Annotated in this window: 24 protein-coding genes; all 24 read left to right on the top strand. The window is 30.0% G+C overall.

The annotated features are described in order from the left end of the window. The first annotated feature begins 35 nt into the window (after positions 1-35). Positions 36-2,003: a polysaccharide biosynthesis protein gene (locus AAYQ19_RS14870; RefSeq protein WP_343537285.1), complete on the top strand. Its 1,968-nt coding sequence runs from the start codon at positions 36-38 to the stop codon at positions 2,001-2,003. Between the two features lie 229 nt (positions 2,004-2,232). Next, positions 2,233-3,078: an ABC transporter permease gene (locus AAYQ19_RS14865; RefSeq protein ID WP_343537283.1), complete on the top strand. Its 846-nt coding sequence runs from the start codon at positions 2,233-2,235 to the stop codon at positions 3,076-3,078. 2 nt (positions 3,079-3,080) lie between these two features. Next, positions 3,081-4,280, top strand: a complete 1,200-nt coding sequence (locus tag AAYQ19_RS14860; protein ID WP_343537281.1) for an ABC transporter ATP-binding protein — start codon at positions 3,081-3,083, stop codon at positions 4,278-4,280. A 17-nt stretch (positions 4,281-4,297) separates the two neighbouring features. Beyond that, complete coding sequence (locus tag AAYQ19_RS14855; RefSeq protein WP_343537280.1) at positions 4,298-5,044, top strand: cytidylyltransferase domain-containing protein; 747 nt, start codon at positions 4,298-4,300, stop codon at positions 5,042-5,044. Further along, positions 5,041-6,075, top strand: coding sequence for an N-acetylneuraminate synthase family protein (locus tag AAYQ19_RS14850; protein WP_343537279.1), 1,035 nt, complete (start codon positions 5,041-5,043; stop codon positions 6,073-6,075). The genes AAYQ19_RS14855 and AAYQ19_RS14850 overlap by 4 nt, the downstream gene beginning before the upstream one ends. A 64-nt stretch (positions 6,076-6,139) precedes the next feature. Further along, complete coding sequence (locus tag AAYQ19_RS14845; RefSeq protein ID WP_343537278.1) at positions 6,140-6,628, top strand: 3-deoxy-D-glycero-D-galacto-nonulopyranosonate 9-phosphatase; 489 nt, start codon at positions 6,140-6,142, stop codon at positions 6,626-6,628. Further along, positions 6,622-8,001 (top strand): hypothetical protein, encoded by a 1,380-nt coding sequence (locus AAYQ19_RS14840; RefSeq protein WP_343537277.1) that lies wholly within the window; start codon positions 6,622-6,624, stop codon positions 7,999-8,001. The genes AAYQ19_RS14845 and AAYQ19_RS14840 overlap by 7 nt, the downstream gene beginning before the upstream one ends. Continuing rightward, positions 8,002-8,709, top strand: coding sequence for a CatB-related O-acetyltransferase (locus AAYQ19_RS22045; RefSeq protein ID WP_445709697.1), 708 nt, complete (start codon positions 8,002-8,004; stop codon positions 8,707-8,709). Next, complete coding sequence (locus AAYQ19_RS14830; RefSeq protein ID WP_343537275.1) at positions 8,706-9,839, top strand: glycosyltransferase family 4 protein; 1,134 nt, start codon at positions 8,706-8,708, stop codon at positions 9,837-9,839. The genes AAYQ19_RS22045 and AAYQ19_RS14830 overlap by 4 nt, the downstream gene beginning before the upstream one ends. Further along, positions 9,839-10,933, top strand: a complete 1,095-nt coding sequence (locus tag AAYQ19_RS14825; RefSeq protein ID WP_343537273.1) for a glycosyltransferase WbsX family protein — start codon at positions 9,839-9,841, stop codon at positions 10,931-10,933. The genes AAYQ19_RS14830 and AAYQ19_RS14825 overlap by 1 nt, the downstream gene beginning before the upstream one ends. Then, positions 10,930-11,847 (top strand): glycosyltransferase family 2 protein, encoded by a 918-nt coding sequence (locus AAYQ19_RS14820; RefSeq protein ID WP_343537272.1) that lies wholly within the window; start codon positions 10,930-10,932, stop codon positions 11,845-11,847. The genes AAYQ19_RS14825 and AAYQ19_RS14820 overlap by 4 nt, the downstream gene beginning before the upstream one ends. A gap of 11 nt (positions 11,848-11,858) precedes the next feature. Next, positions 11,859-12,776: a glycosyltransferase family 2 protein gene (locus AAYQ19_RS14815; RefSeq protein ID WP_343537270.1), complete on the top strand. Its 918-nt coding sequence runs from the start codon at positions 11,859-11,861 to the stop codon at positions 12,774-12,776. Positions 12,777-12,801: 25 nt separating this feature from the next. Then, a complete protein-coding gene (locus AAYQ19_RS14810) occupies positions 12,802-13,722 on the top strand; it encodes a glycosyltransferase family 2 protein (RefSeq protein WP_343537268.1) in 921 nt (306 codons plus the stop codon). A gap of 14 nt (positions 13,723-13,736) precedes the next feature. Continuing rightward, positions 13,737-14,630 carry a glycosyltransferase gene (locus AAYQ19_RS14805; protein ID WP_343537267.1) on the top strand — a complete coding sequence of 298 codons (894 nt, stop codon included), beginning with the start codon at positions 13,737-13,739 and terminating at the stop codon, positions 14,628-14,630. Next, positions 14,627-15,823, top strand: a complete 1,197-nt coding sequence (locus AAYQ19_RS14800; RefSeq protein ID WP_343537266.1) for a hypothetical protein — start codon at positions 14,627-14,629, stop codon at positions 15,821-15,823. The genes AAYQ19_RS14805 and AAYQ19_RS14800 overlap by 4 nt, the downstream gene beginning before the upstream one ends. A 39-nt stretch (positions 15,824-15,862) precedes the next feature. Beyond that, complete coding sequence (locus AAYQ19_RS14795; protein ID WP_343537265.1) at positions 15,863-16,867, top strand: glycosyltransferase family A protein; 1,005 nt, start codon at positions 15,863-15,865, stop codon at positions 16,865-16,867. Next, positions 16,854-17,765 carry a glycosyltransferase family 2 protein gene (locus tag AAYQ19_RS14790; RefSeq protein WP_343537264.1) on the top strand — a complete coding sequence of 304 codons (912 nt, stop codon included), beginning with the start codon at positions 16,854-16,856 and terminating at the stop codon, positions 17,763-17,765. Before AAYQ19_RS14795 ends, AAYQ19_RS14790 begins: the two co-directional genes overlap by 14 nt. Before the next feature lie 10 nt (positions 17,766-17,775). Continuing rightward, the gene (locus AAYQ19_RS14785) at positions 17,776-18,597 is read left to right on the top strand and encodes a glycosyltransferase family 2 protein (RefSeq protein ID WP_343537263.1); all 822 of its coding nucleotides are present in this window, start codon (positions 17,776-17,778) and stop codon (positions 18,595-18,597) included. Positions 18,598-18,615: 18 nt separating this feature from the next. Beyond that, complete coding sequence (locus AAYQ19_RS14780) at positions 18,616-19,284, top strand: acylneuraminate cytidylyltransferase family protein (RefSeq protein ID WP_343537509.1); 669 nt, start codon at positions 18,616-18,618, stop codon at positions 19,282-19,284. 15 nt (positions 19,285-19,299) lie between these two features. Further along, a complete protein-coding gene (gene neuB, locus AAYQ19_RS14775) occupies positions 19,300-20,340 on the top strand; it encodes an N-acetylneuraminate synthase (RefSeq protein ID WP_343537262.1) in 1,041 nt (346 codons plus the stop codon). Then, complete coding sequence (neuC, locus tag AAYQ19_RS14770) at positions 20,333-21,466, top strand: UDP-N-acetylglucosamine 2-epimerase (RefSeq protein ID WP_343537261.1); 1,134 nt, start codon at positions 20,333-20,335, stop codon at positions 21,464-21,466. Before neuB ends, neuC begins: the two co-directional genes overlap by 8 nt. Positions 21,467-21,480: 14 nt before the next feature. Then, complete coding sequence (locus tag AAYQ19_RS14765; RefSeq protein WP_343537260.1) at positions 21,481-22,380, top strand: alpha-1,2-fucosyltransferase; 900 nt, start codon at positions 21,481-21,483, stop codon at positions 22,378-22,380. Continuing rightward, positions 22,381-23,778, top strand: a complete 1,398-nt coding sequence (locus AAYQ19_RS14760) for a CDP-glycerol glycerophosphotransferase family protein (RefSeq protein WP_343537258.1) — start codon at positions 22,381-22,383, stop codon at positions 23,776-23,778. It begins immediately after the preceding gene. After that, the gene (locus tag AAYQ19_RS14755) at positions 23,771-24,856 is read left to right on the top strand and encodes a glycosyltransferase family 4 protein (protein WP_343537257.1); all 1,086 of its coding nucleotides are present in this window, start codon (positions 23,771-23,773) and stop codon (positions 24,854-24,856) included. Before AAYQ19_RS14760 ends, AAYQ19_RS14755 begins: the two co-directional genes overlap by 8 nt. Positions 24,857-24,865 lie beyond the last annotated feature (9 nt).

Here is a 24,865-nt window from a genome sequence, read left to right as displayed (position 1 = left end):
AGACCTACAAATTTGCAGAATCAAAATCATTGAAATTGAATACCGAAAAACAGACCAAAGTAGCCGATTTTTTGCATAATTCATTATCTCCTAGAAATCTAAGGGCACATATCAATAACCTTAGTTATTTGCCTAGGTGGATTATTGTTGCAATAGATGTAATGGTCTTGATTTTTTCGTTTACATTTACTTACATGTTGTTTGAAGGTACAGCTTTAGGGTACATTATTACTTCACATGATTTTTATTTTGTTTCGAGTCTTATAACTATAAATATATTTTTCTTTTGGTTATTTAGAACCTATTCTGGAATTATTAGGCATTCATCTTATATTGACGCCATAAAACTGTTGTTTTCTCAAATGTCAGTTTTAGTGTTCTTTTTGTTCTTTAATTTAGTTTTTGAATTATATACCGGACATAAAGCATTTTTGAATACCGCTCTTTTCATCAATTTGGTTTTGTCATTTTGTGGTTTGTTTTTATATCGTGTGATTGTAAAACAAACCTTTGAATTGTATTTTTCAGAAAAAGCAAACACAAAATTGATCAGAACGGTAATTTATGGTACAGATGCAAACGCAATTTCTGTTGCGAATGCATTAAAATTTGAAACGCCTTCTCGATTTAAAATTGTCGGGTTTGTTGACAAAAACAATCAGAATGCATCTAAAAGAATGCTCGATTTGCCAATCTTGATTCTTCGTAAAAAATTGCCAGCATTAATGCGATCTGTAGCGGCAGAAGGAGTTATTATTGCTGATAAAAGTTTGTCAAAGGATGAGCAATTAATTATTGTTGATCAATGTTTGGAATTCAATTATAGAGTTTACACAGTTCCGCTTATCTCAGATTGGGAAAATCAAAAGGAAATTTCTCAAAAAGTTAAAAACATTCAGATTGAGGATTTATTAGAAAGAAAACCTATCGTTTTAGATAGTAAATCTATTTCGAAACAGTTAAAAGACAAAACAATTCTTATTACGGGTGCAGCGGGATCTATCGGTAGTGAAATCGTTAGACAAGTTCTTGGCTTTAATCCTAAAGTTGTAATTATTTTGGATCATGCAGAAACTCCTCTACATAATTTATGTTTAGAGACTTATGCAATGAATTCTGAAACTAAAATAGTAGCCGTAATTGCTGACGTAAAAAGCAAAAAAGCATTAGATAAGGTTTTCAAAAATTATAGCCCACACGTTGTTTTTCATGCGGCAGCATATAAGCACGTGCCTTTGATGGAAGAAAATCCGTCACAAGCAATTTTGACAAACATTAAAGGAACAAAGAATCTGGCAGACTTATCTTGTAAATATCGTGTCAAAAAATTTGTTATGGTCTCTACAGACAAAGCTGTGAATCCTAGTAATGTTATGGGAGCAAGCAAACGCATTGCAGAAAAATATGTACAATCATTGTTTTTGAAAAATCAAAGAGAAAATAATGAAGTAAATACAAAATTTATTACAACGCGTTTTGGAAATGTATTAGGGTCAAATGGTTCAGTAGTTCCTTTGTTTACAAAGCAAATTGCTGAAGGTGGGCCTGTAACCATAACACATCAGGATATCATTCGTTATTTTATGACTATTCCTGAGGCTTGTCAATTAGTGTTAGAAGCTGGGGCAATGGGTAACGGAGGTGAGATTTATATTTTTGATATGGGCAAACCCGTTAGAATTATAGATTTGGCAAAAAAAATGATCAAACTTGCCGGCTTTATTCCAGATAAAGAGATCAAAATAAAAATTGTTGGTTTACGACCTGGAGAAAAACTTTATGAAGAATTATTAAACGATACTTCCAAAACGTTGCCAACTTATCATAACAAAATTATGATTGCTCAAGAGATTCAAGATGAATATGAAAATTTACATAACGATATTGACGAACTTATCGGTATAGCGGATTTCTATGACAACGATGATATTGTAGCAAAAATGAAAAAAATTGTTCCAGAGTTTAAAAGTATGAATTCTGCTTTTGAGGTTTTAGATAAATAATTTTCTCACAATAGATTAAGTTTAAATTCAAAATAATAACAAAAAGGTGTTTCTTAAAAAAACACCTTTTTGCATTTTAAGGAATTTATTAGCGACTAAAAATCTTGTTAAATTAACAAAGAGTCTTTTGAGTTTAAATTATGGTAAAAAAAGATTTAACTGTATTTCAAAATGAAAACATTTTGTCTATTATTGAACAAAATATAAAATACTATTTTAATCAGTATAAATGGAATTAAAAACTACTGTTTACCAAAAAACAAACAAAAAAAAAATAGGTAAACTTTTACGAGAAAGTCTTACAGATATGTATAGTTCTCGTTTCTTAGCAAAACAATTAGCGATACGTGATATCAAAGCCCAATATCGTCAATCTTTTTTAGGTATTTTTTGGGCGTTTATTACACCATTATCGACAGCCTTAATTTGGATTATTTTAAGCAAATCCGGAACAGTGAAATTATCTGATACAGGCGTTCCTTACCCTGTTTTTGTTTTTGCAGGAACACTTCTTTGGTCAATTCTTGTAGAATCGATTAATGCACCAATGGCAAATACAAATGGAGCAAGATCAATGCTCTCAAAAATTAATTTTCCTAAAGAAGCTTTAATTTTATCTGGCGTTTACAAACTCATTTCAAATAGTCTTATAAAAATAGTTTTATTATTAGTTTTTATAATCGTGTATGGTGTAGGTTTTCATACTTCTATTTTATTATTTCCTTTCGCTTTTTTAGGAATAATTTTTTTTGGAACAACTATTGGGTTGTTTATAACCCCAATTGGAATGCTTTATAATGATATTGCAAAAATAATTACTGTGGGACTTAGTTTTTTGATGTATGCGACTCCTGTTGTTTATGTCGTTCCCAAAACGGGATTATTAAAAGCTTTAATGGAAGCAAATCCATTAACACCTTTGTTGTTAACTACCAGAAATTTATTGTTTGGGCAGCATATAGAATACTTGGTTTATTATTTTGGAGTATTTGCTGTCTGTATTCCTTTATTTTTTTTAGGATTAGTCTTTTACAGAATTTCTATTCCAATAATTGTTGAACGTATGAGTGCATAATTATGAATGAGAATGAAGTTTTAGTAAAAGTCGAAAATCTTTCGAAAAAGTTTTGTAAAGATTTAAAAACGAGTCTTTGGTATGGCGTCAAGGATTTGGCAACCAATGTTTTTGGTAATAAAAATGAAAATTCAGAAGTATTACGACCAAAGGAATTCTGGGCCGTTAGGGATATTAATTTCGAATTAAAACGAGGTGAATGTCTTGGTTTAATCGGACACAACGGTGCAGGAAAATCGACATTGTTAAAAATATTAAATGGATTAATCAATCCTGATGAAGGGAAAGTGACCATGAAAGGGAGGGTTTGCGCCTTGATTGAACTTGGTGCTGGTTTTAATCCTATTTTGACGGGGCGAGAAAATATTTATAATAACGGTGCAGTTTTAGGTTTTTCAAAAGCAGAAATTGATTCTAAAGTTGAGGAAATCATTGATTTTGCAGAAATCCGGGAATTTATTGACATGCCTGTCCAAAATTACAGTAGCGGAATGAAAGTGCGCTTGGGATTTGCTGTCGCAGCTCAAATGGAACCAGATGTATTAATTATTGATGAAGTACTTTCGGTAGGTGATTTGGGTTTTAGAGTGAAATGCATGAATAAGATTACAGATTTGTTGGCAGATTCTGCTGTTATATTTGTGTCGCATTCAATGGCACAAGTGACGACAATTTGTAATGAAGCCATGCTTTTAGAACGAGGGGAATTAGATTTTTATAGTAAAAATGTGGGCGAAGTTGTTGAAAAGTATTTTTTCAAATTCCAAACTAGCGATGAGCAATTAATTGGAGATGGAAGCATAAAATTAACTGAATTTAGCTTTATTGAAAATTCAAAAAAAGTTGCTGAAACCGCAATAAAAAGTGGAGAAGATTTAAAAATTGAATTTGAAATAGAAGCGATAGAAAATATAAAAAAATTAAACTTTAGGTTAGGCTTTTTTAATATAGAATACAAACTTTTGGCAGAGGTAGATTCAGATTCAGTGAATTTTGTTGGAGAAGTGGTTGACGGAAAAATTAAGGTGACTACTATTGTTAAAGGGCTAAATTTAAAGTATGGAAAATATAGCATTCATTTACATGTGACAGATTTAGACACAAATAAAAAAATATTGAGACAAAGTAATATTGGTCATTTTATTGTAAAACCTACAATTACTATCGGAGCAGATTTTTTACTGCCTAGTGAATGGAGTTAATATTTTAATTTTCTAGAATGACACATATATTTCTACAAGCAAGAACTAGTTCGACAAGACTTCCTAACAAGGTTTTATTGCCTTTTTATAATGATAAGAATATTCTAGATATTATTGTAGAAAAGCTTCAAAAGCATTTTCCTTTAATTCCAATAATAGTTTGTACTACGAATAATAAAAGAGATAGTGAAATAATAAAATTTTGTGAAAAAAGAAATCTAAATTATTTTAGAGGCGATGAAAAAAACGTTTTAAAAAGATTTATAGATGCGGGTCATTATTATAAATGTCAAAACATAATTAGGATTTGTTCTGATAATCCTTTTCTTGATATAAACTTTTTAAATGAATTGATTGCATTTCACAATGAAAATCCTGAGGCTGATTATTGGAGTTTCAAAAATGGTAAAAATATTCCCGTAATTAAAACACACTTTGGCTTTTTTTGCGAGATAGTAACTTTAAAAGCTTTAGAAGATGTAGCTTCAATTACTTCAGAATCTATATATTTAGAGCATGTTACAAACTTTATTTATGAAGATAAGAGGTTTAAATGTGAGTTTAAAACATTACCAAACTTTTTAAAAGATAGAAATGATTTGCGTTTTACTATTGATGATATTTTTGATTTTGAGATGCTTCAAAAAATATACACATATTATAAAGAATTTAATGAAGATATCATGAAAACGATTTTTTTCGTAGAAAAAAATCCATCATTATTAAAGCATATGATTACAAATATTAACAAATATTCGAAATGACTTATATAATAGGCGAAATAGGACAGAACCATAATGGCTCTGTTGAATTGGCAAAAGTAATAATTGATTTAGCATCAAGAGAGATTAAAGATGAGGTCTTTGGAAATGTGCTGAAAGGAATGGATGCTGTAAAATTGACTAAACGTGATTTGAAGCAAGAATTATCACAATCTCAGATGGCAAGAATTTATGATTCGCCACATTCTTTTGGGAAAACTTATGGAGAACATCGAGAAAAGCTTGAACTTTCTGACGAAGAACATTTTGAAGTATATAAGTATGCAAAATCGAAAGGCTTAGATTTTGTTGATACAATTTGTGCAGTTGGATGTTTGTCAATTTTGAAATTATTTATCCCTGATAAATTAAAAGTTGCAAGTAGAGATTTAACTAATTTGCCCTTACTGGAAGCTTTAGCGGAAACTAAAATTCCAATTATTATCTCTACAGGGATGGCAGGAAAAAAAGAATTAGATGATGCTATTGATGTCATAACAAAATATCATAATGATTTATCAATACTACATTGTGTTTCTCAATATCCTACTGAACCCAAAAATGTTAACCTGAATACCATTAAGTATCTACTGGATAATTATAAAGATTTTGTGATTGGTTATTCTGATCATACAATAGGAATTTCTACTCCAGTAGCAGCAGTTGCGATGGGAGCGAAGATTATAGAAAAACACATTACACTTGATCGAAGAATGAAAGGAACTGATCAAGCAGGTTCTTTGGGGCCTGATGGTGTTTATAGAATGGTTAGAGATATTAGAATCTTAGATCAATCAATGGGAATTGAAGATATTTTTATTGTTCCTGAAACCGCAGTTGCTAAAGAAAAATTGGAACGTTCAATTGCAACAAATAAACGTTTAAAATCAGGAACAATAATTACTGAAGCTGATATTCATATGCTTTCTCCAGGAGATGGTTTTAAGTGGACTGAAAAAGACTTTATTTTAGGTAAAAAAGTTAAAAATGATATCGCTGAAAATGAGGTAATTTATAAAGATAATCTTCTATAATAATTGAAAAATATAGAAGGTTTTAAAGTAATATCTTATTCTTGAAAATTTAAAAAGATACAAAATGAATTTGCCAAAATTAATCTTAACAGACATTGATGGTGTTTGGACTGATGGTGGAATGTATTATGACCAAACAGGAAACGAATGGAAAAAGTTCAATACATCAGATAGTGCAGGGGTTCTATTTTGTAAAAAAATAAATATTCCTGTTGGAATTATAACAGGAGAAGATACCGAAATTGTAAAACGACGAGCAGAAAAATTGAAAATAGATTTTTTGTATCAAGGAGTGTCAAATAAAGTAGCCATTGCTAGTGAAATTTGTGAAAAATTAAAGATTTCGCTAGCTGAAGTAGCCTACATTGGAGATGATTTAGGGGATATAGAATTGTTGACTAAAGTTGGAATTAGCGCCGCACCAAAAAATGCGCCCGAATATGTTAAAGTCAAGGTGAATTTTGTAACTACAAAAGAAGGAGGAGAGGGAGCATTTCGTGAATTTGTAGAAACTATTTTCGGAGAAGAACTTATTTTGTCATTACTATGTTAGACCATGAAATTTTTATAAAGGCTTATGAAAATCACGAATTTAATTTTTGTGGTATAAATTGGTGGCCACTTATAAAAATTCAAGTTTCGTATCAAATTCATTTGAAAAATGCTAATCTGTTTAAAATAAGTGATGTAAGCAAGCCTTTTAATGAAATCGACACACACACAACTTTAAAAGATAACTTACGATTTTACATTCAAAATTTCAAAAAGCCAAAATCAGTTAAGACCTTAATTGTTACAGATAGTTCTAATGCACATAGCAGTGCGACAGAAAAAAGTATTTGTAGCCACCCTTATACAGATCCGTTTATTTACTACTTTCAAAAATTAAAAATTGAACACATTGTTTTTGATTATAAAAAAGAGCAATGCTTATTGAATTATGATTTAAAAGTTTTAAAGAAAATATATCTCAAACAAGTTAAGAATAATTTTAGCAAGGATGATACAATTAAATTACAGTTAGTTGAACTCTGTGATTTTTTATTGCAAAATTATGGTGATGATTTTAAATTATATAATTATCTCGTACAGAATATAATAAATAATCAAACAGAGTTTCTGATGTTCTATTTCGTTTTGAAAAGGGTAGATGTGAAAAATATTCTTCTGTATTGTTATTATAATAATACGATGATGAGTATTATAAGAGCAGCAAACTTATTGAAAATTCAAACAATAGAATATCAACACAGTCAAGTAACATCAAATCATTTTGCTTATAGTAGCTGGAAGGCTCTTAAAGAAAAAAGTAAAATTTTTTTTCCGTCAAAAGTTTGGGTATGGAGACAAAATGATGCTGAATATCTAGAAAAGAACTTTGTAAGTGCGAAAAAAAATAATTATGTAGTAGGAGGTAATCTTTTCTTGAGCTTGTTAAAAATTAAAAAGAGTAAAAAAGAAGACGGAAAGACCAGAATATTAGTTACTTTGCAAGGGCAAGGCTTGCCAGATTACATAATCGAGTATTTAGATAATAACCCTAATTTGATACTTTATTTAAGGATACATCCACGCTATTTTCAAGACAAAGAAATTTGTGAAAAGCTTAAGTCAAAGTATACAGCACAAATTGAAATTGAAGATGCAAATTCATTAACATTACATGAACTTTTTAATTTTGTTGATTATCATTTGACTAATTTTTCAGGAGCAGCTATCGAAGCAGAATACTATGATTTAACAAATATTATTTATGGCGATAAAGGTTATATATCTTATGAAAATGAAATTAAGAGTGGTAAATATTTGTTTATAGAATGTCAAGATGATTTAGATAAAATAGTAAAGCAAGGATTAAAACATAAATCAGACTCAAAAGAAGAGAAAAAAGATATTCATAAATTGATTCTTGAAAATTTTAATTAAATGATAGTACTTAAAAGACTATATAAAAAATTAAAAAAAGTTATAATTAGTAAGCCTTCTAAAAAGGATACTAACAAAATAATTTCGTCGAAAATTCAATGTATAGAATTAATCGATGAAAGCGCGCAAATACAATTTTCGGAATTAAGAGGAAATGTGAAAATTGGTGCAAGGAGCTTAATTAATAAAGTGCTATTTGATGGTAAAATCATCATTGGGTCTAATACTACAATTAATGGCCCTAATACAGAGTTTTATGCTTTAGATTATCCAATAAAAATTGGAAATTTTTGTTCAATAGCGCGAGGGACTAATATCCAGGAGCATAATCATGATATAAATTGCACAACAACTTACTTTATTAAATATAGAGTTTTCAATGATAAATATGGTTCGGATGCTGTTTCTAAGGGAGCTATTGAAATTGGAAATGATGTTTGGATTGGGACAGGTTCTACCATACTAACTGGAGTTAAAATTGGAGACGGGGCCGTAATCGCTGCAAATGCAGTGGTAACAAACGATGTACCACCCTATGCGATAGTGGGAGGAACGCCAGCAAAAGTTTTGAAGTATAGATTCTCTGAAGAAATTATAAATGAATTGCTGAAAATTGAATGGTGGAATTGGGAAATAGATAAAATTAAAACCAATAAAGAATTGTTTTATGGCGATTTAACAATGGAAAAATTGCAAAAATTGAAATGATTAAAAAACAGAGAATATTAGTATTAGCCCATGAACAATATTTAAATGGAGCATCACATTCTCTAATTGCTATTTTAGACGGACTAAAATCAAAATATGATTTTTTGGTAATTGTGCCAGCTAATGGCTTAATGGTGGACGAGCTTAACAGGATAGGGATAAATTATAGATTATTAAATCTGCCAAGATGCGGTTATTTTAATTATACTTCGTTTCAAAATCACTTAAAACGGACAGTAAACTATTATAGAAGCAAAAGAGTATTAACAAAAAGATTATTTCTAATCGCAAAAGATTTTGATCCCGATTTAGTCTATACAAATACTTCTGTTTTATCTGTCGGTTATGACTTGTCGAAAAAAATAAAAAAGCCTCACGTGTGGCATATTAGGGAATATGGAGATAAAGACTTCAATATTTCATACATTCCTTCTAGGAACACAATTATAAATAAAATTAAAAACAGTACTGTTTCAATTTTTACAACACATTTGCTTAGAGAACATTGGTTTGGCTCAAGAAAAATTAACTCCGAAGTTATTTATAATGGTGTTTTAGAGCACAATATTGATTATGTCAAAGAAAAAAATAAAGATATAATTACAATTGGAATTGTAGGTGTAATTATGACTGCAAAGAATCAAGATTTTGCATTACATGTATTTAAAGAATGTTTTAAAAAAAATAAAAACGTAAGATTAAATATTTATGGAGCAATTTCAAATCATGATTATTATCTAAAAATGAAGGAAATTATTGAGGCTAATAAATTGACTGATTGTGTTAATTTTTTAGGATATGTACCTAATATAGAAATTTATAAAGAAATAGATGTGTTAATGAGTTGCGCTCAAGATGAAGCATTTGGCAGAACATTAATAGAAGCAATGAGTTATAAAATACCAGTATTGGCTAAAAATAGTGGGGGGCCATCTGAAATTCTAAATGATAATTACGAATTATCTCTATACAATACTCTTGATGAAGCAATAATTAAAATGAATAATTTGTTGAATGATTCAAGTTTGTACAAAAAATCCTCAGAAGAAGGATACAAATTAGCGATAGATTATTTTTCTAAAAGTGCTTATATAAATAATGTTGCTTCTGTTTTTAATAAAGTATTATAATGAATAAAGTTAAACCGATAGCTATTCATCTTCCACAATTTCATCCAATAGCTGAAAATGATTTATGGTGGGGAAAAGGCTTCACAGAATGGACCAATGTAACTAAGGCACAGCCAAGATTTAAAGGGCATTATCAGCCTCATTTGCCAGCAGATTTAGGCTTTTATGATTTGCGATTAGAAGAAGCACGTCTAGCTCAGGAAACATTAGCCAAGCAATATGGTGTTTATGGATTTTGTTATTACCATTATTGGTTTAACGGCAAACGTATTATGAACGAACCAATTGACAGAAAAATGAAAAATCCCAAAGAAGATTTTCCTTTTATGTTTTGTTGGGCAAATGAAAATTGGACCAGAGCTTGGGATGGTAGTATAGATGATGTTTTGTTACAACAAAATTATTCGACAGAAGATGACCGAGAGCATATAAAGTTTTTATTGTCTTTTTTTAAGGATGAAAGATATATACGTGTAAACAACAAACCATTTTTTATTTTCTACAAACCTGATTTGTTCCCAGATATGGCAAACACTATTGCTGTTTTTAGAGAAGAAGCAAGAAAAGAAAATATCGAACTTTATTTGGGATGCTTTGAACGTTGGATTGGATGGGATAAAGAAAGATTGTCGACATTTGATTTTGATGCTATAATTGAATTTCAGCCCTTGTCAAGATCGATGAAGAATTTTAGAACCCAAATTGAAAATAGAAAACAAAGTCTCGTAAAACGAATTGAGAATAAGCTGCGTAAAAAATTCAAATTGAAAAGTAAAGTTGCTAGCAAAGATTTCAGAGTTGATTATAAGAGCTTTATAGAATATGATCTTCAAAATGTGACTAAGGGAGTATATCCGGGAGTCACACCAATGTGGGATAATTCATCTCGACGCAATGGGCAAAATGCAATTATGCTTGATGATAGCACTCCAGAATTGTTCAAATATTGGTACAAAAATAAAACTACAGCTAAAAATTTTGAAGGCTTGGATGATTCCTTTGTCTTTATTAATGCATGGAATGAATGGGCAGAGGGAAATCATTTAGAACCATGCCAAAAATGGGGAAAATCTTACCTTGAGGCATTAGTATGAAAACAGCAGTTGTCATAGTTACATATAATCCTTTAAAATGGATTGAAAAATGTTTAGATAGTTTGATTCAGAGTACAATTCCAGTTGAGATTCTGATTGTAGATAACAATTCTACTGATGGTTTTCAAGAAATTTTAAAATCGAAATATCAACAAATAACACTTCTACAAAGTTCATCTAATTTGGGCTTTGGGGCAGCCAATAATTTAGGAATCCGAAAAGCGTATGATAATAATGCAGATTTTGTGTTTTTATTGAATCAAGATGCTTGGGTGGAATTTGATACAATTGAAAAATTGATTTCTGCACAAAAAAATGAGCCAGAATACGGAATTGTCAGCCCAATACATCTGAATGGCAAAGGGGATCGCTTGGATTATAATTTTTCTAATTATATTATTCCTTCTCAATGTAAAGGATTGTATTCAGATATTTATTTAAACAAAATAAAACCAAGTGTTTATCAAGTAAATTTCGTAAATGCTGCAGGATGGCTATTATCGCGCAAGTGTATCGAAACTGTTGGGGGATTTAATCCTTCCTTTTTTCATTATAGTGAAGATGATAATTATGTGCAACGAGTTCATTTTCATAAACTTAAAATAGGGATTCTAGCTACGGTAAAGTTGTTTCACGATAGAGAAGACCGTAGTGAAAATATTTATTATGCAGACTCACAACAGGTTTATAAACGAAGAATTATATTAAAAGCTTCAGACCCATATGAGCATTTTTCATTTCAATCGGAAAACAAAAAGCTATTAGGATTTGCTCTAAAAGCTATATTGTCATTTAGATTTAAACTTTTTTCAAAAATTATTTTGCAAATGAAAACGCTAAATAACTTGGATAAAAAAAATGTAATCAGTAGAAGAAATGAAAGTAAAACGTCTAATCCTACATTCTTAAACTAATGTTGTCGGATATGAATAAACCTCTTTTCTCAATTTTAATTGCTAATTATAATAACGGGCATTTTTTTAAGGACTGTTATGCTAGTATAATTAATCAAAGTTATACTAATTGGGAAGCAATTATTGTTGATGATGCTTCTACAGACAATTCAATAGAAATAATAAAGCAACTAATTGGAGAAGATAAACGTTTTAAGTTATTTATAAATGAAGAAAATAAAGGCTGTGGCTACACAAAAAACAAATGTGCACAGTTAGCAAACGGAAAAATTTCTGGTTTTCTAGATCCTGACGACGCTTTAACAACAGACGCGATAGCGATTATGTCAGAAGCACATTGTTTAAATAATGAAGTTGCCATAATTACCTCAAAATATGAGTTTGTAGATTTAGAAATGAATTTTAAAGAAGCAAGTAGTCAAGGTTCTTCTTTGCCTTCTGGAAAATCATATCTCACTTATGGACGTGGTGCATTCACTCACTTTGCGACTTTTAAAAATAGTTTTTATTTGAAGTCTATTGGAATTGATCCTAAAATGAAAAGAGCTGTAGATCAAGATTTATATTTTAAGCTTGAAGAACAGGGTGAACATTTGTTTATAAACCAAGTGTTGTATCGATATAGAATTCATCAGGATAGTATTTCATGCAATGAAAATTCGTATAAAGCAAAGTACTGGCATTTTTATGCAATAAATGAAGCATATCACAGAAGAAGAAAACAAAAATTAGGAGTTAATAACTTTACACATAAACAAATAAAAGTTATTCGTTCTGATTATTATTTTTCAAGGTTTGTTCTTTTAAAATGTTCAAAGAAAAATACGCTTAAATTTTATTTTTTAGGTAAAGCTTTTTTTGCTTGTCCTTTACACAATTTAAAATTAAAATTTAAAAGTTTGATATTAGTATTAATGGGTCGGATATAGATGTTGTAAAAACTAATTTTATTAAATGAGTAATAATTTAATTTCAATAATAGTCCCATGCTATAATCAGGGCCAATTTTTAGACGAAACTCTACTTTCGGTCTTTAATCAAACTTATGCCAATTGGGAATGCATTATTGTAAATGATGGAAGCAAAGACAATACAAAAGAAATTGCTGAAAATTGGATTAAAAAAGACAGTCGATATAAGTATTTTGATAAAGAAAATGGAGGATTGAGCAGTGCAAGGAATCTTGGTTTGGAAAATGCCAAAGGTGATTTTATTCAGTTTTTAGATTCTGATGATTGCATTGAGAAAACAAAATTTGAAAAATCCTTAAATGAATTAAAATCGTCTAAAAATACGGATGTAAAAGTTGTCGTTTCAAACTTTAGAATGTTTACTGATAATATCAATAATACATCGGAGCCCTATTGTAATTTGAAGGCAGAAGTACTAAGTTTTGAAAATTTGCTATACAATTGGGATGAATCTTTCACCATTCCAATTCACTGTGCCTTATTTGATTCTTCATTATTTAATAAATTTAGGTTTCCTGAACATTTGAAATCCAAAGAAGATTGGGTAATGTGGGTAAGTTTATTTCATAATAATTGCAAAGGAATTTTTATAAACGAGACCTTGGCTTTTTATAGAATAAATTCAGCGAGCATGACAAAGACAAAAGATATGCTTCCGGATTTTATAAAAGCGTATGAGCATTTTAAATTTTTTTTGACGGAGGAAGAATATTTTAATTTTTCTGTTTTGCTCATCTCTAGATTTTATCGCGCAAATACTTCTTTAAAATATAGATTGCGAATTACTAAAGAGTCAAATACTTATCAAACAGGTCTACTAATTAAAAAAGTCTTGAAAAAAATGAGAGTTTTGAAGTTAGCTAAACATTTTTTTCCTACCATTTTAAAATTAAAATCTAAATAGTCAAGTTTGATTCTATGTTAGCTATAGTTATTCCATACTATAAGATTGATTTCTTCGAAGAAACTTTAAAATCGTTAGCAAACCAAACGAATAAACAATTTAAAGTATATATTGGTGACGATGCAAGTCCGAATTATCCAAATTTGTTATTAGAAAAATATATAAACAGATTTGATTTTATTTATCATAGATTTGAGCAAAATTTAGGAAGAAAATCGTTAGTCAGACAATGGAACAGATGTATCGATTTTTGTGCAGATGAGGAATGGATCATGATTTTAGGAGATGATGATGTTTTAGCAAATAACTGTATAGAAGTTTTTTATAATAATTTAAAAGAAATAGAAAGTCTGGATGTTTCTGTAGTGCGTTTTGCTACACAAATTATTGACGAAAATGATACTGCAATTTCAAACATTTATGAGCATCCAAAAATAGAAAAAGCAACAGATTTTTTAATACGTAAATTCAAAGGTGGTACTAGAAGTTCATTAAGTGAATATGTTTTTAAAAAAAAGATAGTAGACACTATAAAATTTAAAGATTTTCCATTAGCTTGGTCTACTGATACTCTCGGAGTCGTAGAGTTTTCAAAAGGGAGAAATATCTTTACCATAAATAATGCTTTAGTATATTTTAGATTGAGTGGTAAAAATATTACGAGCCAGGAAGATTCAATTGAAAAAAACATGGCTTGGTTTCAATTTTATTATCATTTGATTTCAAACTATGGAAAGCAATATCCGAAAGAGTTGACCGATACACTTTTTGATAGAATTGAAAAAGTACAATTAAATAATAAAAAAACGCCTATAAGATGGATCAAGCTAATTTGGTTATATCTTGTTTTTCATCAGTTTTCAAGATTTTTGCCTTTGTTTAAGAAAATAAAAAACAGTATTCAATGAAATTTTTAGTGATAGTTCAAGACTTAAGAGTGTCTGGGACAAGTGAAGGAATAGTTTCGAGATCCTTTATTGCAAGATTGCGAAAGTTGTATCCAGAAGCTACAATTGACCTTCATTATTTTATGGGTTATCATCACGACTATCAGAAAGAATTACTCAAAGCAAACTCTATATCAGAATATTTGATAAAACGAAAACCTCCTTTGTATATCAAATTATCAAATGCAATTTATCGAAGACTGTTCACTAAATCAATTTATAAGACACATTACTTAAATCAATTTAAGAAAAGAATTGCGGCTATATCGTACAAAGATTATGATAAGATTTTTATAAGAAGTTCAGGTTTAGAATATGAAACCATTTTAGCCTCAAAAGATTTGCCTATATTAAAAGAAGCGATTATTAATTTTCATGATCCTTATCCATTTTTCTTTGATACAAGTTCCAATAAAAATCTAACGAAACGTGAACTTTTGGATTTTCAGGAAATGTATAAAATAGTGCAGGCATCTAGAATTTGTATGGCACCATCATCATTATTAGCCAAGGATTTACAAATTATTTACGGCAATCATAAAAGGTTTTATAATTTACCACATCAATATGACTCCAGTGCTTTTGAATTGTTAGATAATTCGGTAGTGCGAAAAAAACAAAAGGCTATTTCAATATCATACCATGGAGGACTGCAATTTGGACGAAATGTCGATATTTTATTGGATGTTTTTGCACAATTATGTTCTGAAAATGATTTTTTTAAAGAAAATGCAGAAATCGTTTTTAGATTAAAAAGTTCTGAAACCAATCGATTAAAAAATAAATATAAAGAATGTAGTAATATACATATTTTAGAAGGCTTAGATTTTTCTAATTCAGCAAATGAACAACAAAATGAAGCAGACATAATATTACTTCTTGAAAGTTATTTAAACTACAGCAATATATTGCTAGGAAAGGCTCCATTTGTGGCATCACTAAATAAGCCAGTTTTTGCGCTATTGCCTATTGAGTGTGAATTGCGTAAAATAATTAAGAACGATAAATATATTGCGACTTCAAATAATTCAATTGAAATAAAAGAAAAGCTACAAAATATAATACTTGATTTTTCAAATTCAAAACATGAAAATCCTTTTGGAGATTATTTTTCAATTGAGGAGTTTCAAAATAATCTGATGCAATTTTTTTGATATTGTTTTGACTTATTAATAGAAATTTAAAATATAAAAATGAGAATAGGAATGAATCCTCAAAAAGAGGAAAAAAAAGTAATATTAAATACTCACCATAGAATAATTATAGTTGTATATATTCCTAATGAAGAAGGATTTTACAAGGATTCTTTTGATGTATTTAAAACTTGCTTGGATTCATTGATTTCAACAACAAATTCAAATATTGCAATAACTGTTGTCAATAACGGATCTTATAGTAAGGTTGGGGAGCTATTGGAATTGTATTATCGTGATAAAAAGATAGATACAGTTATTTCTCATAATGTAAATATTGGTAAGATAGATGCACAAATTGGGGCAGCTCGAGGAGCAAGAGAAAAATATATCACACTTACCGACGCCGATATATTATTTGTAGATGGCTGGCAAGAAAAAGTTGAGGAAATTTTTTCTTCTTTTAAAAATGTAGGTTCAGTTTCTCCAATTCCAATTCGTACAGGTTTATATGCAGGTACAAGTTCTACATTGAAGCAAATTTTACTTAGAAGGGTTAAATTTAGCTTTGTTTCGTTGCCTGAAAACCTTGAAAATTATAATAAATTTTTGTCAAGTATAAATTGGGAACTAGAAACAGATAAGAATAAAAAATGGCCAGTTTTAGAAAGCAATGGAGTGAAGGCAATTATTGGCAGTGCCCATCAAGTATTAACAATTGACAGAGATATTCTATTTACAGTATCTCCATCAAATCCTTCTTTGACTCTTGTGGGCGGGAATTCAGAGCATAATTATGTAGACGTTCCGGTAGATAAAGCGGGTAAGCTTAGATTGGCAACTTTAAATAACTATGCATTCCATATTGGAAATAAGTTAGAAGATTGGATGATTAAAGTGCAGGAAACCAATGTTAATACTAACAAAAACAGTGAAGTTCTGAAAAATGAATCAGATTTTTCAATATCGCGTGATTTGTTTAATTCTAAAATAAGCTACAAATTGTACCATGCGAGAAAGCGATTTATTAAAAAAGTATTTTCTCTAATGTATGGAAAAGAATAAGCCGATTTTTTCAATTCTTATCACGACTAAAAATCGACTTTCAGATCTAAAGTTTACTTTAGTTAAAATTCACCATTTATTGCTTCGAAGTGATGTAGAATGTATCATTTTCGATGATGGGTCTAATGATGAAACTAGTTCATTTATCCAAGAGCATTATCCCGATATAATTTTATTTAGAAATCACATTTCTAAAGGATTGATATATTGCCGCAATAAAATGTTGAATTATACGGCGGCAAAATATGCAATTTCGCTCGATGATGACGCTCATTTTGAATCTGAAAATGTACTTGAAAATATAGAGCAACATTTTATTTCTAATCCAAAATGTGGAGTCATTGCTTGCAGTATATTTTGGGGGCAAGAATTTCCTAAAACAACATTTACACACGAAACTGTGGAGAGAACAAAAGGATTTGTTGGATGTGGCCATATTTGGAATATGAAAGCATGGCAGGATATTCCGGATTATCCCGACTGGTTTGTTTTTTATGGTGAAGAAGATTTTGCTGCATTTCAATTATTTAAAAAGGACTGGGAAATTCAATATCTGCCAACGATTTTAGTTCATCATCGCGTGGATGTAAAATCACGCAGGAAACAAAATGATTATCAAATTCGTTTAAGGCGTTCCTTAAGAGCTGGTTGGTATTTGTATTTTTTGTTTTATCCAATAAATCAAATTCCTAGAAAGCTTGTTTATACCCTATGGGTGCAAATTAAAAAGAAGGTTTTAAAAGGAGATGTTAAAGCTGCCTTTGCTATTTTGCAGGCACTAGGCGACGTTATGTTTAATTTTCCAAAATTATGGAAACAATCAAATCGTTTAAAAATGTCTGAGTTTAAAAAATTTAACAATTTGACTGAAACAAAAATATATTGGCAACCTAAATAAAACCGTGAGATTGAAAAATATTGCCCTATACAGACGCGTCCGATATCTGTTTTATCGACTAGAAATTAGAGTTCGAGTGTTTTTAATTACTTATTTATATGCAAAATTTAGTAAGACCGTCAAAAAACAGTTAATAGATTTCAAAACAATACCAATCATAATTGTCAATTATAATCAATTAGAAACTTTAAAATTATTATTAGATTACCTACTTGAAAACGATTACAAAAATCTTCATGTTATTGACAATAATTCAAACTATCCGCCACTTTTGAGTTATTACAAAATCATTAGCAATGATGTTAATGTAATGTTTAATGATAATAATGATGGACACATGGTTTTTTGGGAAAAAGATATTTTCTTTAAAAAATTTTCAAAGGGATACTATGTAATAACAGACCCAGATGTACTTCCAATAATAGATTGTCCAAATGACTTTTTAAAAGTTTTTTTAGATTTGCTAATAAAATCAAATACAAGATATAAAGTTGGTTTCAGTTTAAAAATAGATGATATTCCAGATTATAATCCAGCGAAACAAAAGATTTTGAATTGGGAAAGTCGATTTTGGAAGATGAAAACGAGTGAAGGACATTTCTTTGCAGATATCGATACAACTTTTGCTTTATATAGGCCAAAATTAAGAAGCAGGAAGTTTTTTTATACAGGATTAAGAACTAAGTATCCTTATATGGCAAAACATTTTGGATGGTATATTGATCCAGCTAACTTAACAAATGAACAAGAATTTTATAAAAAAAGCGCTAGTGATTCAAGTTCATGGAAAGTAGATGAAAATGGCAATTTGTCAAGTGCATTTTATAAATAAATAACGTTAGTAAAAATGTTGAAGACTATAGTGATAATTCCAGCTCGCGGAGGATCGAAACGTTTGCCTCAAAAAAATATTCTTTCATTAGGCGGAATCCCGCTTATTGCACATAGTATTTTATACGCAAAAGCCAATAATGCAATTATTGATGATATTTATGTTTCGACTGATGACGCTGAAATCAAAAAGGTGGCACTGGAATTTGGAGCAAAAGTAATTGACCGACCATTAGATATTTCAGGTGATTTAGAGCCAACGGTTTCGGCGTTGAAAAATGTTTTGGAACAAATTGAAGACAAAGTTGAAAATATAGTTTTACTACAGGCTACAAATCCTTTGAGGCCGCAAAATTTATTAAAAGAGGCTTTTGATTTATTTATTGATCAAAATTGCGATAGTTTATTTGCAGTTTCTCAGAATCACCAAAAATTTGGCAAAATTGAAAATAATAAATTTATTCCTTTCAATTACAAGATTGGTCAAAGAAGCCAAGATTTAGAGCCCTTGTTTTATGAAAATGGACTACTGTACATTACAAAAGCCAATTTAATACTTGATGATATAATTATTTCAGAAAATGCTTTTCCATTCAAGATTAATCATATTTTTGCCGATGTAGATATCGACACAAAAGATGATTTTGAGTATGCCGAATATTTATACCAAAAACATATAAACCCCTAATTCATAACCTACTTTATGAACCCATATATTGAAATTGCAGGAAGAAAAATTGGACCAGATTTTCCACCCTTGATTATTGCCGAAATCGGAATTAATCACGAAGGCTCTTTGCAAGTAGCCAAAGAAATGGTTGATGCAGCAAAACGAGCAGGAGTTGAGGTTGTTAAACATCAAACACATATTGTTGAAGATGAAATGTCTGGCGCTGCCAAAAAAGTAGTTCCAGGAAATGCAGATGTTTCTATTTACGAAATCATGGAACGTTGTTCTTTAAATGAAGCCGAAGAATTAGAACTCAAAAATTATGTAGAAAGTCAAGGCATGATTTTTATTTCAACACCATTCTCGCGTGCCGCCGCCGAAAGATTAAAAAAGTTTGATATTCCAGCATATAAAATTGGTTCAGGAGAATGTAATAATTATCCGTTATTAGAACATATTGCTTCTTTTGGCAAACCAGTGATTCTTAGCACAGGAATGAATACTATTGAAAGTGTAGGCAAAGCTCTTGCTATCTTTGACAAACACAATATTCCAGTAGCAATTTTGCACACTACAAATTTATATCCTACCCCAATACATTTAGTACGTTATGGTGCAATGGTAGAATTGCATGAAGCGTTTCCAGATAAGGTGTTTGGTTTAAGTGACCATACCTTAAATAATAATGCATGTTTAGGGGCTGTTGCTCTTGGTGCAAGTATTCTTGAGAGACATTTTACAGATCACATGCAGAGAACTGGTCCAGATATTGTTTGCAGTATGGATGAGACAGCATGCCAGGAATTAATTATTTCAAGTGCCGAAATTGCATTAATGAGAGGAGGAACTAAAAAGCCTGCATTAGAAGAGCAAGTAACAATTGACTTTGCATTTGCAACTGTTTGCGCTATTTCCCCAATTAAAAAAGGAGAAGTTTTTACTAAAGAAAATATTTGGGTAAAACGTCCTGGAACTGGCAAAATTTTAGCAGAGAAATTTGATGAGGTTTTAGGCAAAAAAGCGACAAGAAATATTGAAAATGATGAGCAATTAGATTTTTCTGATTTTGAGTAATCTAACAAAAAAAATTCTTTTCCTTACTGGGACACGTGCTGATTTCGGCAAAATAAAATCATTGATCTCAATTCTGGAAAATCAACCAGAATTTGAAGTCTTTGTATTTGTGACCGGAATGCATTTGCAGGAAATCTATGGTTATACTTTAATTGAAATCGAGCGTTGTAATTTTAAGAATGTATTCACTTTCGAGAATCACACGCATGAAACGACAATGGATTTAACCTTAGCGAAAACAATTGAAGGATTGTCAAACTATTGTAAAGAAATAAATCCCGATATGATTGTCGTACACGGTGATCGTGTCGAAACACTGGCAGGAGCAATTGTAGGATCGCTCAACAATATTTTGGTGTCCCATATTGAAGGTGGAGAAGTATCTGGAACTGTAGATGAATTAATTCGTCATAGCGTTAGTAAACTAAGTCATGTTCATTTTGTCTCAAATAAGCAAGCAGCAAAAAGACTCATCCAAATGGGGGAAATAAAAGAGTCTGTTTTTGAGATAGGTTCGCCAGATATTGATATTATGTTTTCTGATCAATTACCAGAGTTGGCTGTAGCAAAATCATATTATAAAATTGATTTTGAGAAATATGCTATCGTAATGTTCCACCCTGTCACCACCGAAATTAAGGAAATGCAACAGTACGCAGATGCGTTTGTTAACTCGCTATTACATGACAATCATAATTATATAGTGATTTTCCCAAATAATGATTTAGGAAGCCAATACATAATAGAAGCTTACGAGAAGTTAAGAGAAAATCCAAGATTTAGAATTTTTCCATCATTACGCTTCGAATACTTTCTGACTTTATTAAAAAATAGCCAGTTTATTATAGGAAACAGTAGTGCTGGAATCAGAGAGGCTCCGTATTACGGAATTCCAATTATCAATATTGGAACTCGTCAGCAAAATAGAGCGCTTCATGCTAATATTATAAATTCAGATTACGCTGAAGATAGTATTAATAAATCTCTTTCTTTAATAGATTCTCATAAAGTACAAGTTGTTCAAGATGATTTCGGGCAAGGAAATAGTAATGACTTATTTTTGAAATGTCTTCAAAAAGATAGCATTTGGCAATTAAACCATCAAAAGCAATTTAGAGATTTTTGATTAAATAAATTTAAATGATTACATTTTCTAAACTTGGAAAAAAAGGAAATTTAGGAAATCAGCTTTTTCAAATTGCCTCGACCATTGGAATTGCTGATAAGTATGGTCATGAATATTTTTTTCCAAATTGGGAGTATGCCAACTATTTTGAGAATCAATTTCAGGTTTCTACTCCAGATGAAAGCTTTCAAGTAATAAATGAAAAATCATTTAACTATTACGATTGGGATTTAGGTTCGGGAAATTACGATTTAAGCGGTTGGCTTCAATCTGAAAAATATTTTAATCGTGAGAAGACTAAGAAGGTTTTTCAATTTGCCAATTTCAGTCAAGATTTATATTTAAAATATAATATTCTTTTTGATAAAAAGAATATCCTTATATCAGTTAGAAGAGGAGATTTTGTTAATCATCCCTTTTATTTTCAATTGTCATACTCCTTTTATTTTAAAGCGCTGATCGAAAATTTTCCAGATTGGAAAGATCGAAATTTAATTTTTACAAGTGATGATTTAGAATATTGCAAGTATCATTTTTCATTTCTAGAAAACAGTTTTTTTTTAGATGATTTAACGGCAATTGAACAGCTTGCTCTCGGATCAAAATGCAATGATTTCATAATTAGTAACTCAACTTTTTCATGGTGGATTGCATGGCTGGGAGAAAAGAATGAATCAAAAATCATTAGGCCCATCAAAAATTTTAGAGGTGAATTTGCAAAGCAAAATAATGAATGTGATTATTTCCCAGAAAGATGGATTGGTTTTGACGATGATAAGTTTGGTTTTGATAAAAAATATTGGGCTTTAATTATAAAAGGAAGCATTTATGAGTTTTTTGTTAATGTGAAATTTTGGCATTACCAAAAGAAAAAACAAATTAAAAAAAGAATAAAAAGCATTTTTAGATTTTAAATGAAAAAGTTAGGAATAGTAATAACAGATGGGGTTGGATTCAGAAATTTTGTAATGAGTAATTTCATTTCAGAGGCAATGTCGCAATTTGATAAAATTGTCATTTATTCAGGTTTGCCAGAAAGTTGCTATAAGGATCTAGGGCGATTTAATTTAGAAATAAAAGAATTGCCAGTCTTTACTGAAAAGAAAAAAACATGGATATTCAGAAAATGGAAGGAATTAGGGCATTTACAGAAATATAAAAAGTTTCATGGAATGAACGATAATTTAGTTTCGGGTTATCCTAAAAAAAATACTGCTCGTTCATTAATTATCAAAGGAATTTATTTTTTCACAAAATATGTAAACTCAAATTCAAGTATTTTGTTTGCAGAACAACTTCAGTTTTTATCGTTTTCTAAAAATAAAATCACTAAAGAATACATTGAAATGTTGAAGGAGGATAGACCTTCTCACGTTTTTTTTACGCATCAGCGCCCTCCTTATTTGGCACCATTTTTATATGCGGCTATTAAACTAAAAATCCCTACAAGTACTTTTATTTTTAGTTGGGATAATTTGGCTTCAAAAGGAAGGATGTTGGGAACGTTTGACAAATTTTTAGTTTGGAGTAAATTAATGAAGGAAGAGTTGCTTTATTTTTATCCAAATGTTCAAGAAAAAGATGTTCAGATTGTAGGTGCACCGCAATTTGAACCTTATGTGTTGGATAAGTATAAATCTTCAAAAGAGCAATTTTTCGCAAAATTTAAACTTGATGGCAGTAAAAAGATAATCTGTTTCAGTTGTGCAGATGTTTCAATAGGTCCTAACGATCCTTTAGTTATAAAAACAATTATTGAGGCTATCCGAAATAAAGAAATAAATTGTGATGCACAACTTTTAGTTAGAACAAGCCCAGCAGAAGATGACAGCAGATTTAAAGATATTCGAGATGAATTTCCAGAGATTATTTGGAATGTACCAAAATGGGTCTTAACAAGAGAAAATCATCAAGAAAGCTGGTCACAACGAATTCCAAGCGAGGAAGACATTATAGATTTAAGAGCGTTGTTAGAAAATGCAGATCTAAGTATCAATATGTGTTCAACAATGAGTTTGGATTTTATGCTTTTTAATAAGCCCGTAATTAATACTGTTTTTGGAAATCTAGAAAATGGTTTATATAACGATCAAAGGTTTTTAAATTATGATCACTATAAAAAAGTTATTGACGGGAAAGCAGTAACAATTTCTAAAGATAAAAAAGAACTTATTGCACAAATCAATCAGGCATTGAACAATCCTAATGAAAGAGAACAGGAAAGGAAAAAAATGATTGAACTTCAGATTGGACAGTCTTTAGAAGGAACCAGCAAAAGAATTGCTTCAACATTAGCATTTTTCAATGATTAATAAAATAGCTATAATTTGTAATTATGAATTGCTTCCACAACGAGTAGGAGGTATGGATTATTTTTTCTGGGATTTTGATAAAAAATGCAAAGAAAATAATATTGAAATTGATTGGTTTTTTCCAAATATTTCGGACCATGGAAATTATTCTGAATTAACAATTCATAAAGCTGGAGAATTAAGTTTAGAAAACAGTTTTTTGAAATTCCTTGAAAAGGATAAATCCAATTATTCTCACATAATTACTCATTTTGTTGAACTTTGTACACCATTCTTTTCTAAAATTAAAAAAATATCTAAGGCAAAAATTATTGCTGTCGATCATAATCCAAGACCTTTAAACGGCTATTCGTTTAAAAAGAGAATGAATAAAAAAGTAAAGGGACTTTTTTATTCAAAAAATATTGATCTCTTCATCGGAGTTTCAGATTATACAGTAAATGAGATCTTAAAAGATTTTGGGAGTCATTTAAAATCTAAAACCAAAACAATTTATAATGGAGTTGTTATTGATAAAATTTTAGTGCGAGAAAATAGGAATACTCTAAAACCAACTTTTTTAGTCGCATCGCATTTAAGAGAATCAAAAGGAATTCAGGATTTAATTGATGCGGTAGCATTTCTTTCAGAAGAAATAAAAAAAGACATAAAGATTGATGTCTATGGTGACGGGCCTTATAAAAATCAATTACAGGAAAGAGTTGAACGAAATTCCCTTAAAAATTGCTTTTCTTTTAAAGGAAGTAAAGGCAATTTGAATGAAATATTTTTTCTCTACGATTACATGTTACAGCCCACGCACATGGAATGTTTTAGTTTATCCATTTTAGAAAGTCTGGCTGCAAATGTTCCTGTTATTACGACAAATGTTGGCGGTAATGCCGAAGTTATAACAAATGAAAAAAATGGATACATTATTGAAGCTAAAGACATAAAAGCTTTAACTCAAATCTTGGAAGATGTGTATTTAGGCAACAAAAAGATATCTATAAATACACGGGAATTAATTGCCAATTCCTTTTCTTTGCCAAAAATGATAGAAGATCATTTCCAATTGCTAAAAAGCAACAAATTTTAAAATTTAGAA

The organism is Flavobacterium mesophilum (assembly GCF_039581405.1).
In the GTDB taxonomy this organism is placed as follows: domain Bacteria; phylum Bacteroidota; class Bacteroidia; order Flavobacteriales; family Flavobacteriaceae; genus Flavobacterium.
This window is presented reverse-complemented; position numbering and strand designations above follow the sequence as displayed.

Coding starts and splice junctions, on each gene's coding strand:
- AAYQ19_RS14865 (WP_343537283.1), top strand. CDS start 2,233: ATGGAATTAAAAACTACTGTTTACCAAAAAACAAACAAAAAAAAAATA.
- AAYQ19_RS14860 (WP_343537281.1), top strand. CDS start 3,081: ATGAATGAGAATGAAGTTTTAGTAAAAGTCGAAAATCTTTCGAAAAAG.
- AAYQ19_RS14855 (WP_343537280.1), top strand. CDS start 4,298: ATGACACATATATTTCTACAAGCAAGAACTAGTTCGACAAGACTTCCT.
- AAYQ19_RS14850 (WP_343537279.1), top strand. CDS start 5,041: ATGACTTATATAATAGGCGAAATAGGACAGAACCATAATGGCTCTGTT.
- AAYQ19_RS14845 (WP_343537278.1), top strand. CDS start 6,140: ATGAATTTGCCAAAATTAATCTTAACAGACATTGATGGTGTTTGGACT.
- AAYQ19_RS14840 (WP_343537277.1), top strand. CDS start 6,622: ATGTTAGACCATGAAATTTTTATAAAGGCTTATGAAAATCACGAATTT.
- AAYQ19_RS22045 (WP_445709697.1), top strand. CDS start 8,002: ATGATAGTACTTAAAAGACTATATAAAAAATTAAAAAAAGTTATAATT.
- AAYQ19_RS14830 (WP_343537275.1), top strand. CDS start 8,706: ATGATTAAAAAACAGAGAATATTAGTATTAGCCCATGAACAATATTTA.
- AAYQ19_RS14825 (WP_343537273.1), top strand. CDS start 9,839: ATGAATAAAGTTAAACCGATAGCTATTCATCTTCCACAATTTCATCCA.
- AAYQ19_RS14820 (WP_343537272.1), top strand. CDS start 10,930: ATGAAAACAGCAGTTGTCATAGTTACATATAATCCTTTAAAATGGATT.
- AAYQ19_RS14815 (WP_343537270.1), top strand. CDS start 11,859: ATGAATAAACCTCTTTTCTCAATTTTAATTGCTAATTATAATAACGGG.
- AAYQ19_RS14810 (WP_343537268.1), top strand. CDS start 12,802: ATGAGTAATAATTTAATTTCAATAATAGTCCCATGCTATAATCAGGGC.
- AAYQ19_RS14805 (WP_343537267.1), top strand. CDS start 13,737: ATGTTAGCTATAGTTATTCCATACTATAAGATTGATTTCTTCGAAGAA.
- AAYQ19_RS14800 (WP_343537266.1), top strand. CDS start 14,627: ATGAAATTTTTAGTGATAGTTCAAGACTTAAGAGTGTCTGGGACAAGT.
- AAYQ19_RS14795 (WP_343537265.1), top strand. CDS start 15,863: ATGAGAATAGGAATGAATCCTCAAAAAGAGGAAAAAAAAGTAATATTA.
- AAYQ19_RS14790 (WP_343537264.1), top strand. CDS start 16,854: ATGGAAAAGAATAAGCCGATTTTTTCAATTCTTATCACGACTAAAAAT.
- neuB (WP_343537262.1), top strand. CDS start 19,300: ATGAACCCATATATTGAAATTGCAGGAAGAAAAATTGGACCAGATTTT.
- AAYQ19_RS14765 (WP_343537260.1), top strand. CDS start 21,481: ATGATTACATTTTCTAAACTTGGAAAAAAAGGAAATTTAGGAAATCAG.
- AAYQ19_RS14760 (WP_343537258.1), top strand. CDS start 22,381: ATGAAAAAGTTAGGAATAGTAATAACAGATGGGGTTGGATTCAGAAAT.
- AAYQ19_RS14755 (WP_343537257.1), top strand. CDS start 23,771: ATGATTAATAAAATAGCTATAATTTGTAATTATGAATTGCTTCCACAA.